Origin of the sequence: Sedimenticola sp., from assembly GCF_050289425.1 — a bacterium.
Taxonomy (GTDB): domain Bacteria; phylum Pseudomonadota; class Gammaproteobacteria; order Chromatiales; family Chromatiaceae; genus Sedimenticola.
This window is the reverse complement of record NZ_JBNKFS010000023.1, coordinates 36,003-48,112: the sequence shown is the minus strand read 5'-3', so window position 1 is coordinate 48,112 and position 12,110 is coordinate 36,003. Positions and strand designations below refer to the sequence as shown.

The 12,110-nt window shown below is 57.5% G+C and carries 11 protein-coding genes; 4 read left to right on the top strand and 7 right to left on the bottom strand.

Translation table 11 applies throughout. The features are described from left to right. Nucleotides 1-60 precede the first annotated feature (60 nt). On the bottom strand, nucleotides 61-267 hold the full coding sequence (locus tag ACQY5R_RS14985) for an aldehyde dehydrogenase (protein ID WP_428609815.1): 207 nt from the start codon (nucleotides 265-267) through the stop codon (nucleotides 61-63). 50 nt (nucleotides 268-317) lie between these two features. Beyond that, the gene (locus ACQY5R_RS14980; RefSeq protein WP_428609813.1) at nucleotides 318-974 is read right to left on the bottom strand and encodes an HAD family hydrolase; all 657 of its coding nucleotides are present in this window, start codon (nucleotides 972-974) and stop codon (nucleotides 318-320) included. Nucleotides 975-1,160: 186 nt separating this feature from the next. Between ACQY5R_RS14980 and ACQY5R_RS14975 the strand changes: the two genes are divergently transcribed. Together ACQY5R_RS14975 and ptsP are read left to right on the top strand one after the other, a co-directional pair. Next, nucleotides 1,161-1,688, top strand: a complete 528-nt coding sequence (locus tag ACQY5R_RS14975) for an RNA pyrophosphohydrolase (protein WP_428609811.1) — start codon at nucleotides 1,161-1,163, stop codon at nucleotides 1,686-1,688. 149 nt (nucleotides 1,689-1,837) lie between these two features. Beyond that, the gene (ptsP, locus tag ACQY5R_RS14970) at nucleotides 1,838-4,102 is read left to right on the top strand and encodes a phosphoenolpyruvate--protein phosphotransferase (RefSeq protein ID WP_428609809.1); all 2,265 of its coding nucleotides are present in this window, start codon (nucleotides 1,838-1,840) and stop codon (nucleotides 4,100-4,102) included. Between the two features lie 12 nt (nucleotides 4,103-4,114). Here ptsP and ACQY5R_RS14965 read toward each other — a convergent pair whose 3' ends face one another. Further along, nucleotides 4,115-5,242 carry an NAD(P)/FAD-dependent oxidoreductase gene (locus tag ACQY5R_RS14965; protein ID WP_428609807.1) on the bottom strand — a complete coding sequence of 376 codons (1,128 nt, stop codon included), beginning with the start codon at nucleotides 5,240-5,242 and terminating at the stop codon, nucleotides 4,115-4,117. A gap of 315 nt (nucleotides 5,243-5,557) precedes the next feature. Between ACQY5R_RS14965 and ACQY5R_RS14960 the strand changes: the two genes are divergently transcribed. Together ACQY5R_RS14960 and ACQY5R_RS14955 are read left to right on the top strand one after the other, a co-directional pair. After that, nucleotides 5,558-6,487, top strand: a complete 930-nt coding sequence (locus ACQY5R_RS14960) for an ABC transporter ATP-binding protein (RefSeq protein WP_428609805.1) — start codon at nucleotides 5,558-5,560, stop codon at nucleotides 6,485-6,487. Next, nucleotides 6,484-7,260 (top strand): ABC transporter permease, encoded by a 777-nt coding sequence (locus ACQY5R_RS14955; RefSeq protein WP_428609804.1) that lies wholly within the window; start codon nucleotides 6,484-6,486, stop codon nucleotides 7,258-7,260. Before ACQY5R_RS14960 ends, ACQY5R_RS14955 begins: the two co-directional genes overlap by 4 nt. Before the next feature lie 15 nt (nucleotides 7,261-7,275). Here ACQY5R_RS14955 and ACQY5R_RS14950 read toward each other — a convergent pair whose 3' ends face one another. From ACQY5R_RS14950 to mobB, 4 genes are all read right to left on the bottom strand, one after another. Beyond that, the gene (locus ACQY5R_RS14950) at nucleotides 7,276-8,010 is read right to left on the bottom strand and encodes a substrate-binding periplasmic protein (protein ID WP_428609802.1); all 735 of its coding nucleotides are present in this window, start codon (nucleotides 8,008-8,010) and stop codon (nucleotides 7,276-7,278) included. Between the two features lie 236 nt (nucleotides 8,011-8,246). Then, on the bottom strand, nucleotides 8,247-10,379 hold the full coding sequence (pdsS, locus tag ACQY5R_RS14945) for a proteobacterial dedicated sortase system histidine kinase (RefSeq protein ID WP_428609801.1): 2,133 nt from the start codon (nucleotides 10,377-10,379) through the stop codon (nucleotides 8,247-8,249). Then, nucleotides 10,376-11,086, bottom strand: coding sequence for a proteobacterial dedicated sortase system response regulator (gene pdsR / locus ACQY5R_RS14940; protein WP_428609799.1), 711 nt, complete (start codon nucleotides 11,084-11,086; stop codon nucleotides 10,376-10,378). The genes pdsS and pdsR overlap by 4 nt, the downstream gene beginning before the upstream one ends. Nucleotides 11,087-11,185: 99 nt before the next feature. After that, nucleotides 11,186-11,764 carry a molybdopterin-guanine dinucleotide biosynthesis protein B gene (mobB, locus tag ACQY5R_RS14935; protein ID WP_428609797.1) on the bottom strand — a complete coding sequence of 193 codons (579 nt, stop codon included), beginning with the start codon at nucleotides 11,762-11,764 and terminating at the stop codon, nucleotides 11,186-11,188. Between the last annotated feature and the right edge of the window lie 346 nt (nucleotides 11,765-12,110).

Sequence of the window (12,110 nt, the reverse complement as noted above, 5' to 3'; positions counted from 1 at the left end):
GGTGAGGCGTATCTGTCGCGATGGGGCGGTCCGTCTTCCCCGGTAGATCGGGCGGGTGGGCTATTTCTGCGGGGTCTCCGCCTCGGACGGCTTCGCTTCCTTTTCTGCCTGCGCCTTGCGTTCCTGCTTTTTCTGTTCCACCAACTCGATGTATTGCTTGGGTGTCAGGGTGGTGGCCCGTTCGGGGGACTCCTTCGGGGCATAGTAGGCATAGATGACGACGCCAATCAGCACGGCCAGTATAAGAAGAAAAGGTTTCCGCTCCATATCTACCGCCTGAGTAACCGTATTGTATTTTCTTAAACTATAACACGCGGCTACTGGCGTAGGGTGATAATCGGCCAGCCCTGCTCGCGGGCATGCTGCGCCAGGGTGTCATCGGGATCGACCGCGACCGGGTGCGCAACCCGGTTCAGTAGCGGCAAGTCGTTGTGGGAGTCGCTGTAGAAGGTGCTACCTGTCAAGTCTTGCTGATGTTGTGCCAGCCACTGGTTTAAGCGTGTCACCTTCCCTTCCCGGAAACAGGGTGTGCCGGCTACTTCACCGGTATAGCGGCCCTCGATCATCTCCGGTTCCGTGGCCAGCAGGTGTTCTATACCGAAGGCGGCGGCGATGGGTGCGGTCACAAAGGCATTGGTCGCCGTGATGATCATCAGGGTATCCCCCGCGGTACGGTGGCGCTCCACCAGGGCGCGGCCGGCCGGCAGCAGAATGGGTTCGATCTTTTCCCGCATGAATGCCTGATGCCACTGTTTCAGCTGTGTCGGGCTGTGTTCACTCAATGGCTTGAGGGAGAATCGCAGAAATTCAAAAATATCCAGTCGACCCTCTTTATATTCCTGGTAGAACCGGTCGTTTTCACGCTCATACCAGTCGCCGTCGACGATACCCTGCTCGGACAGGAAAACACCCCAAAGGTGGTCGGAGTCGCCGTTGAGTAAGGTATTGTCCAGATCAAATATGGCTAGTGGCAAGGTCTTGGCTCCTGAGTGAGAGAGTCGGGCATTTTACCCCACAATCCCTGCACGATAACAATTCACGGCGCAGGGATTTGCCAAATAGGCTGGATCGAATAGGCCGGCGGATCGCTAATGGTTGCCGGAGTGCGGTGGATTGTGGAACAATCAAGACAGTTTATTGATTCTTATAAAGGTTTTCCTTTGATTGATTCAGAAGGGTATAGACCTAACGTCGGCATTATACTTTGCAACAATCAGCGGCAACTATTTTGGGGTAGACGAGTAGGGCAGGATGCCTGGCAGTTCCCTCAGGGTGGTATCAACGAAGGCGAGACACCCGAACAGGCGATGTTTCGCGAACTTGAGGAAGAGGTGGGACTGCGACAGCACCAGGTTGAGATTGTCGGTGTAACGTCCAGTTGGCTGAGATACCGATTACCTAAGCGGTTTCTGCGCCACCACTGCAAACCGCTGTGCATTGGCCAGAAACAGCTGTGGTATCTGCTACGGGTATTGTGTGATGAGACAGATTTCTGTCTGGATCACGCGCCCAAACCGGAATTCGACAGCTGGCGTTGGGTAAAATATTGGCATCCTCTGCGTGAGGTCGTCTATTTCAAGCGCAAGGTCTATGTGCAGGCACTTGAGGAGCTGGCACCATTGCTGTTTCCCGATGGGGCACCGGCACGGACCCAGGCCAACTACCTGCGCCAGAATAGGCGTAATTAACCCGACCCTTTCCAAATAGCCGTTCTGATACCGCAGGCGGCTATAGGGTCGGTTCCTGTCCATAGCGGATGTGTTCGGCTGAGCGGCACTGCGCCGCAGGCGGACTTCGGAATATCCCACTCTTTCCATAGCCTGAACTGATTAAGACAATGCTTGAAATACTTCACCGGATCGTACATGAGGTTAATGCCGCGCCCAATTTGGGAGAGGCGCTGGAGCTGATTGTGCAGCGGGTGAAGCAAGCGATTAAGACCGATGTCTGTTCGGTCTATCTGACCGATTTCGATCGACGCGAACATGTGTTGCTGGCCACCGAGGGTTTACGCAAGGAGGCGGTTGGCAAGGTGCGTTTGCCGATGCACCGGGGGTTGGTCGGTCTGGTCTGTGAGCGGGCGGAACCGGTCAACCTGGATGATGCTACGGAACACCCCCGCTATCTGTTTATTCATGCCACCGGTGAAACCGAGTACCGAGGTTTTCTCGGTGTTCCGATCATCCAGAACCGCAAGGTGCTGGGTGTATTGGTGGTGCGGCAGGTTCATTCGCGCAAATTTGACGACGACGAAGTCACCTTCCTGTTTACCCTGGCCGCCCAGTTGGCCGGTGCCATCACCCATGCTCGGGCCAGCGGCGAGCTGACCCAACTGCAACCTTCCCGTAGTCCGTTGAACCGTTATCTCAGCGGTCAGCCGAGTGCGCCGGGTGTAGCGACGGGTGACGCGGTAGTCGCCTATCAAATGGCGGATCTCGACGCCGTGCCGGATCGTACGACCGATAATCCGCAGGCGGAGATTGTTGCCTTCAAGGAAGCGGTCGCCATGACGCAGCAAGAGCTGAAGCGCCTGAAGGAGCGGCTCTCGTCAGAGCTGCCGGTGGAGGAACAAGCGCTGTTCGATGCCCTGTTGCTGATGCTTGGCAGCGATACGCTGGTCAGTCAGACGGTGGAACGGATAGAGCAGGGTCAATGGGCGCAAACTGCACTGCGCAATACCATCGAAACCCATGCCCGGGTGTTTGACAATATGGATGACGTCTACCTGCGGGAGCGCGCTTCCGATATTCGCGATCTCGGGCGACGTGTCCTGATGCACCTGCAATTGGATAAACCGCGGCAGATGCACTACCCGGACAAGACTATCCTGGTGGGAGACGATATCAGTGCCGTGCAGCTGGCCGAGGTACCGGCGGATAGGTTGGCCGGTATCGTCTCCGCCAAAGGTTCCAGCTCTTCCCACGTGGCCATTCTGGCGCGCGCCATGGGTGTTCCCGCCGTGATGGGTGTGACGGATCTCCCGGTCGGCCGCTTGGAAGGCTTGGCGATCATTATTGATGGGTACCGCGGTCGGGTCTACGTTTCCCCCGATCCATCGGTCAGTGATGAGTATGCCCGCCTGGCCAAGGAAGATTCGGAGATCTCCAAAGAGCTGGAGGTGATGAAGGGGTTGACGGCGGAGACCACCGATGGCGTGGTGATTCCCCTGCATCTCAATACCGGATTGATATCGGATGTCATGACCGTGGGACTGGAAGAGTCCGAGGGTGTCGGGTTGCACCGCACCGAACTGCTCTATATCGTACGCGATCGCTTTCCCGGCGAAGAGATTCAGGTCGAGAGCTACCAGCAGTTGTTGAGTTCGTTTGCACCGCGCCCGGTGACGTTGCGAACGCTGGATATCGGCGGCGACAAACCGCTGCCCTATTTTCCCTTCTCCGAATCGAACCCGTTCCTGGGTTGGCGCGGTGTGCGCATCTCGCTGGACCATCCGGAAATCTTCCTGACCCAGATCCGCGCCATGATGCGGGCTAATATCGGATTGAATAATCTGCAGATTATGTTGCCGATGATCAGCAAAGTCTCGGAGGTCGACGAACTGCACATGTTGATCCGGCGAGCTCATGATGAACTGGTGGAAGAGGGCTATGCTGTCGTGATGCCACCAGTCGGGGTCATGATTGAGGTGCCGGCGGCGGTTTATCAGATCGATGAGATAGCGCGGCGGGTGGACTTCCTCTCTGTAGGTACCAATGATCTGACCCAGTATCTGTTGGCGGTGGACAGAAATAATCCCCGTGTTGCGGCTATTTTTGATGACATGCACCCGGCCGTGCTGCGTGCCATGGTGCAGATTGTCGAAGGGGCTGCTATCTATCGCCGACCGGTGGGCGTCTGTGGTGAGCTGGCGGGCAATCCCCTGGCTGCTGTGCTCCTGCTCGGCATGGGGGTCGACAGCCTGAGTATGAGTGCCGGCAGCCTGCTCAAACTCAAGTGGGTCATACGCAGCTATAGTCGTTCCCGGGCCAAGAGCTTGCTGCAGGCGGCGCTACGCATGACCGATGCGAGCCAGGTACGCGAACTGATGGAAAAGTCCTTCGACGAAATGGGACTGGGCGGGTTGGTACGTCCGGGCAAATAGTCGGTCGGGTGCCTAGCGGTACTGGCGCAGATACCACCATTCGAACAGTCGCTTCATCCAGTGAAAGAGCCGCAGTTGGGGCAGGGCGATGTTGTGGTGGGTCGTCCTGGCTACCAGGCTGCCACGGGTCTGGCTGTCCACGATGCAGAACAGCTCCACCTTGAAGGTCTTGTCGGGTTGTCCGCCCTTCAGCTCGGTGAGCAGATTGGCCGCGGCGGCCTCTGCCTGCAGATCCGCCATATGGGCCTGCTTCGGCATCCAGTCGGGACCGGGATAGCTGCCGGAGTCACCGGCGACGTAGACGCGCTCCATTCCCTCCACCCGACACTGGGCATCCGCCTTGATCAAGCCGCCTTCCGATCGGGGCAGTTCGGTATTATCGAACCACTGGTTACCGGTCATGCCCGGCATGAACAGGATCAGGTCGGCGTCGAAGGCCCCGCCTTCGGTGATCACCTGCGTATCGGTGAACTGTTTCATCTTGTGTCCCAGATGGGTCTCGATATCACGTCGCTTCATCTCCCTGAGCAAGCCCTGCACCGCCTTGGGGCCGAGACGCTTGCCGGGTTCCGGGGCTGGCGTGAAAAACACCAGTTTGAAACGGTCGCGGCGTCCCTCCTGGCGTAATTGTTGGTCGATACCGAACAGGAACTCAAACATCGGTCCGCCACGCATGGCCGAGGGCTCTTTGGGGTTGCCGGCAAAGCCGACAGCGATGGAACCGCTTGTCATCTCGCGCAACCGGTCTCTGATTCGGATGGCGGCGGGGATGCCTTCGCAGGGGGTGATGGCGTATTCGATGCCTGGCAGTTTCTTGATGAAGCGGCCACCCGAACAGATGATCAGGCCATCGTTCTCGATCTCTCCCCGATCGGTCAGCAGGCGGCGTCCCCCGTCTTCAAGGCCGGTGGCCGAGCCCTGGTGATAGTGCACCTGCATGCGGCGGAAAAAATTGTTCAGGTCGATCTTCAGGTCTTCCGGCTGACGCCGTCCGCTCGGGATCCAGATGGTACCGGGCAGGTAGGAGAACTCGGGCGCGGGGGCGACCAGGGTGATCTTAACTGTCGGGTCGGCGGCGCGCAGTTTCTGAACGGCAGTGAGCGCCGCGAAACCGGCCCCGACAATGGTGATTCTGTTCATGCGATACCTCAAGGATATTGTTATTGCCCGCGGTGCTACCCGGGCGCTTTGGCGCCATTATATCGGTTTTGGGTGGATCGTCTCCCTGGGAAATTCGGGGTTTAGTCGATTCAATGCTGTCGCAGGAGGCGACCGGTCCAATGCCACCCGCTAAAGACCCGAACGATCTTGTTGATTTCATCGGTAACGACTCCATATAGGGTCAATGGCTCTGGTGGAGGATGCCGGAGGTATCCGGGCGGTTGATCCGGTCATGGCCTATCAGCTACTGTTCATCTGTTGTCCTCGGCGTACTACCGGATTGATTGAAAACCCATGAATGCACTCTCCATTACCGACCTGCATAAGGTTTACAAGAACGGCTTCGAGGCGCTGAAAGGTGTCGACATTAGCGTACAGGAAGGCGACTTTTTTGCGTTGTTGGGACCCAACGGAGCCGGCAAATCCACCGCTATCGGAATTATCAGCTCCCTGGTCAACAAGACCTCGGGCAGGGTGGAGGTGTTTGGTCACGATCTGGACAATGACCCTGAAGGGGTTAAGTCTTGCATCGGTTTGGTGCCGCAGGAGTTCAACTTCAATATGTGGGAGCCGATCGGTGAGATAGTGGTCAATCAGGCCGGCTTTTACGGTATTCCCCGAAAAGAGGCGTGGCGACGCGCCGAGGAGAGCCTGCGGCAACTGGATCTGTGGGACAAGCGCCAGCAGATGTCGCGTACCCTGTCGGGCGGTATGAAGCGCCGCCTGATGATCGCCCGGGCGTTGGTGCACCGGCCAAAATTGCTGATTCTGGATGAACCGACCGCCGGGGTGGATATTGAAATCCGCCGTTCCATGTGGGAGTTCATGAGCGAATTGAATCGCCAGGGGACCACCATCATTCTCACCACCCATTATCTGGAAGAGGCGGAGAGCCTCTGCCGCAATATCGCCATTATCAACCAAGGGCGCATCGTGGAGCATTCACGCATGGACCAGTTGTTACACCAGTTGCATACCGAGACCTTTGTATTGAATCTGCGCGATGAGATGGCCGAGCTGCCGCAACTGCAGGGCTTCCAGCTCAAACGATTGGATGAGCAACGGGTGGAAGTGGCGGTTAGCAGCGAGCAGAGCATCAACCAACTCTTTGAACAACTCTCTTCGCAGGGGATTGGTGTGACCTCGATGCGCAATAAGCAGAACCGCCTGGAGCAACTGTTCATGAACATGGTGGAGAGTGCGCGTAACGGAGCGGCCCGATGATCCGCTATAGCCGTTACTGGACCGCCTTTCAAACCATCTTTACCAAGGAGCTGCTGCGTTTCACCCGGATCTGGCTGCAGACCATCCTGCCACCGGTGATTACCACCGTGCTCTACTATATTATCTTCGGCAATCTGATCGGTTCACGTATCGGCGAGATGGATGGCTTCAGCTATATCGATTTCATTGTGCCCGGTCTGATCCTGATGGCGGTGATCACCAACGCCTACTCCAATGTGGTCTCGTCGTTCTTCAGCAGTAAGTTCCAGCGTCACGTGGAGGAGTTGATCATTTCACCAGTCCCCAACTGGGTGATCCTGGCCGGTTATGTGGCGGGTGGTGTGGCCCGTGGGGTGATGGTGGGTATCGCCGTTACCGCGGTTTCCCTGTTCTTTACCGACATCCAGGTACAGAGTTATGGCTGGACCCTGACGGTGTTTATCCTGACCGCCATTCTCTTCTCCCTGGCCGGTTTCATCAACGCGGTGTATGCCAACAGTTTTGACGACATCTCGATCGTGCCGACTTTTATCCTGACTCCCCTGACTTATCTCGGGGGCGTCTTCTACTCCATCAGCCTGTTGCCGCCATTCTGGCAGCAGATCTCTTTGGCCAATCCGATACTCTATATGGTCAACGCGTTCCGCTATGGTCTGCTCGGGGTATCCGATATCTCCATGGGGGTGGCTCTGAGTATCGTCATCCTGTTTATCGTGGCGCTGACCGGATTCAGCCTCTATCTGCTCAATCGGGGCATCGGCATCAAGAGTTAACCTTTACTGGGCTTGTTACTGTTCGCGGTTAAGTTCTTGCGCAATGGCATCCAGTTTTTTCATCACCTGTTCAGCGTCCGGATAATCCTTGTGCAGCACCAGATAGACGTTTAGCGTCGTCAGGATGTGATTCTCTATCCCGGGGATGGGCTCCGCCGCGAGGACCTCCATAGAGGGTCCGGTATAGTCCAGCAGATAATCGGCCCGTTGATGGGCCAGCATGGCGAAGGCACTCTCATGCCGAGGGGTGTTGATAATCTCGATGTTATTGGCCGGATCCCGGATAAATCGCCCCAATCCCCCATAACTGTAACCGTGGATGGTAATTACCCGCTTGCCCTTCAGTGCCTCTTTATCCGTTATCGGTGCCGCATCGGCAAGACGGTATACTCGCAGTTCCGTGTGGGTAACGGGTTGCTGGCTGAACAGGCAGCAGCTCTCCAGGGAGGCTGCCCGAACCAGCATGGAGAAGTTGGAGACGCCCTGCTTCAAATTGCTGAATAGTCGCTTTGCCGGATAGGGTGTTGAATGCCAGGGGATGCCGGCACGGCTGAACAGGCGCTCGGCAAAGTCGAGCAAGGGGTTTTTCAGGATGCCGTTTTCATCCACCTGGGTGGTCCATACAGACTGGTCCGGATAGGCGTATTCGATCTCAGTGGGTGCGGTGGCGGCGTTGCTGACAGCCATGCCCATTAGTAGCATGAGGGATATCAATCCCAGTAATTGTTGGCGAAGGGTGGAACGAAACATAGCGTTGGCCCCTATACGGTTTTGGTTGGTATGAACGGTTGGCGGCTGTTATGCCGGAATGTTGATAGCTATTAACCTGGCAACAAAACGGGCCGTCCCGGCCTGTTTGTCGCGCGTCCAGGAAAACCGGGCGCAAGTGCGCATACCTGTTTGATTTTGCCGGGCTTTCATTGGCCTGCGGCCAATGGCGGCATATTCCGGTGCCGCGTATTAACCCGACAATCGATCTTGCCGGGTTAATCATTTCCCTCTGTCCGGGATTCACGCTCGACCGGCAACCAGAGCGTGAATTCGACAGCCGATTCTCCCACCAGGTTTTGCGCTTCAGCGTGACCGGCGTGGAATTCGCAGATCAGCCTGACCAGATAGAGCCCCAGCCCCAAATGGGGTTCGCTGCCGCTTTTCCCGCGTATCGAAACCATGGATGCAAACAGCTCTTGCTGCATTCCCTCCGGGAGTGGCGGGCCCGCATTGCGAACGCTGAGCCGGATATGCCGCGCGTCGGCTTTTTGTAAGCGTAGCTGAATTATCGACTCGGGTTGGTGGAAATCGACGGCGTTGCTGATCAATTTATCCAGTGCCTGGCTGATCAGATCCGGCGCCCCGTTGATTGTTTGCGGACCCGTACAGCGCTCGAGCTCGAAAGCGACCTGCGGAAAGGCGCTTCGATAGCCTTCCACCGCCTGGTCCAGCAGAACACAGAGATCGAACGGTTCCCGTTCGGTCTGTATCAATTGTTGTTCCAGTCGGGTTGCCTCACGCATACGGTGCAGTATCAGACCCAACCGTTCTATCCCCTGCTGGGCTCGCAGGATATAACGTTGCCGGTCTGTTTCCACGGTATCGCTCTGCAAGTTCTCCAGTGACGATTTGACGATGCTGAGCGGGGTTCTGAATTCATGGGCGAGCCGGGATGCCATCGCCTCCAGGTAGCGGTTATATTCTGCCAGCCGATTGAGCACACTGGAAAAGTGGCGGCTCAAGTCACCGATTTCGTCGGCTGATCTATCCGCCGGCAGCGCGCCTTGAATCCTGCCGTCGGGCGTCACGGCGGTCTCTATTCGGCGACTTAGCCGGCGGATGCGTCCGGTCAGCAGACTGGCAAAACCGAGAATGGCGAGGGCGACGAACAGGAACAGGACCAACGTAATCCCGGTGATCTGTTCCAGTGCCTGATTTTGCAGACTCAGTATCCGGTTGGTGGTCTGTTCCACCAGTACTGCACCGGCAACACCGTCCGCGGATTGAATCGGCCAGGCGGCGGAGAGGATCATCGCCCGTCCGTCCGGCGTACTGCGGCGGCGTGATTGCGGTTGGCCGGCCAGGGCTGCATCGATTTCGCGGCCCTGCAGGCGGGCGCTACGGCTGAGGTCGTCCTGGAAATGCTCGCTGGGTTGGTCCAGGATCAGCCGCAGTAACGGTTGCAGGGGGGAGGCGGGGACCGGTATCTCGGTTTCAATCGCCGCCTCGGGCGGTTGCAGACGCCCGCGTCTGGCCAAAACCAGTCGCTGGTTGTTGACCACCCAGATACGGGCATTTTCATGCTGCATGCCGCCTATCAGGCGGCCGATGGCCGGGTCGGGGCGAACGATGCGACCCAGTTGAGTCGGTGGGCCGTCGCCGGTAGTGCTGACCAGACGGGCGGAGAGCGGTCGTGCGGCATCGTCCAGGTCTGACACAGTGATCGCGATGTGGTCTCCCAACAGATAGCGGGGGATCCTAAGCTCCAGGGTGTAGCCGCTCTCCGACGTCTGCCACTCCCCCTGGATACGGTCTTCGCGGCCGATCGGATAAGGGGTACCGGATCGGTCCGTCAGGGTGCGGGCGGTGACCCAGCCGGGAGCGGTGGAGGCGATGCGGTAGCGCTTTCGCGCCCCATCCGGGGCGGTCAGTGTGATATCGATGTAATCCCCCAGATCCAGCCGGTCACTGCCTGGCGGGTGGTACAGAACCTGCTGGTCATGCACACTGATCAGTAGATAGAGGTAGCCGCCGTATTCGCCCAGGATACTCTCGAACAGCCAGGGGTCCGTAGCGGGATAGCGCTGCAGATTGCCCAGAAAAGGCCGCCACTCTTCGGTGTAACCATCCAGCTGGACCGGGTGATCCAGCTGATTGACATACTGCAGCGGCTCACCGGGGTGATTGCTTTCAGCCGTTTGGGTCGCGTTGACGATGGCCGGGCTGTTGTGGAGGAGGGCGGCCACGGCCTGGGCCGTGCTTAGAAGCGTGCTCTCCTGGGTCTGGCGTAAAAAGCGTTCGGTCTCCTGAATATAGCGGTAACCGGCCCAGGGGATGGCCAGCAGGGAGAGCGAGACCAGTAGCAGCTTGAAGCGGATACTTTGAAAAAAACGGCGCTTCCGGGTCATTCTGCTGCGGAAGCCGCGGGGCTGTTCCAGCGGTAGCCGATTCCGTACACGGTTTCGATGGCACTGAATTGCCGGTCGCACTCTTCGAACTTACGCCGGATCCGTTTGATATGGGTACTGATACTGGTGGCATCCACCAGGATATTGGCGGCCTCCATCAACTGGTCACGACTGCGTACGTGGCCGGGACGCTGACAGAGCGCATGCACGAACCAGAACTCGGTCAGGGTCAGGTCGATGGGCTGGGCTTTCCACCTGACCGACAAGCGATCCAGATCCAGGCTCAGTGCACCGCGGATCAGGGTCTTCTCTACCTGGATCGGTTGTTGTAAAGCTTCCATGCGGCGGAACAGGGCTGAGATGCGCGCCGCCAGGTGGGCCAGACTGATATCTTTGGTCAGGTAGTCGTCGGCGCCGAGGCGCAGGCCGGAAACCGTATCCAGTTCGCTGTCCCGGGCGGTGAGAAAGATGATTGGCAGCGTTTGCGAGCGGGCACGCAGTTCACGGCACAGGGTAAATCCCCCTTCCATCTCATCGTCCAGGCCGATATCCAGGATGGCCAGGTCCGGCAACTGCTCCTGGAATGCGCGCATCGCCGCCTCACGCGTGGCATACCCTTTTACCTCATAGCCGTGTCGGCGTAACAGGTCGGTGTAGTTTTCCCGGATGGCGGGTTCATCTTCAACGATGGCAATCAGTTTTTTCATGGTGTCGGCTAACGGCTTTTGCCGTTAACTCTACACCATATCGGGATCGGGAATAAGTGAGCGGGATCACCCGGGCTGGTTTACGTTGTGGCGCCGGGGTTACTGCAGTTGTCGCTGCTCCCGCAACGGCAGTCGGGATAGCGGTTGCCGCTCCTGGTGGAAACAGTAGTCGAGCAGGAAGTCGGCGATGGCAAGAGGTTGATTGAGGTTCAATACCGGGATATGGCAGGGCCGGGTGCTGAGATGGTCGTCGGTGGCGATAGCGATGATGTCGGGATCATCGGGGTAGAGGAGCCGCTTGCCGAGGCTGGGTCGGTGCAGCTCGATCTTGGGAAAGCGCTCTTTCTTAAATCCCTCCACGAGTACCAGATCCAGGCAGGTCGGATCGAGGGACTTAAGCAGTACCTCGAGGGTGGGTTCTTCCTGCTGTTCCGGCAGTTCAGTGATCAAGGCGACCCGCCCCCGTGATGCCACCAGCATCTGCTCCGCCCCCGCCTTGCGCAGGCGATAGCTGTCCTTTTTCTGGTGGTCGATTTCGAATTGATGATGGGCATGCTTGATGGCACCGATGCGTAGGCCATGCTGTTTCAGAATCGGTAATATCTGGGTCAACAGCGTGGTTTTCCCGGTGCCACTGAGGGCGCTGAATCCGATGAGCGGGATCGGGAATTGAATCATGCGGTGTCTCTCCTGGTTCGGACCAGCTGATTTGATGATGCCTGCCCCCGGGCAGTGCCAGGGCATGTCATCGATGCTTGTTACAGGATCTCAGCAATAAGGGTGCCAACGGATAGATTCGGGGTGGTGCGATTATTGCGTAGCGTATTCTCTGACTGGGTCAGAATAAAATCAATAAAAGGGGCTGTTTGTCAGGATGAATGGGTCTGTTTGGCTAAATCAAAGCCATATTTGCCTGGCGAAGTAGCCCGAGAAGGCCGAATTACGGTCAATCTGTCCTAGTGTGACGGCTGGCAATTGAGTCAAAATGTCCCATACTCTGTGATAACACGATGATCTTTTCTTC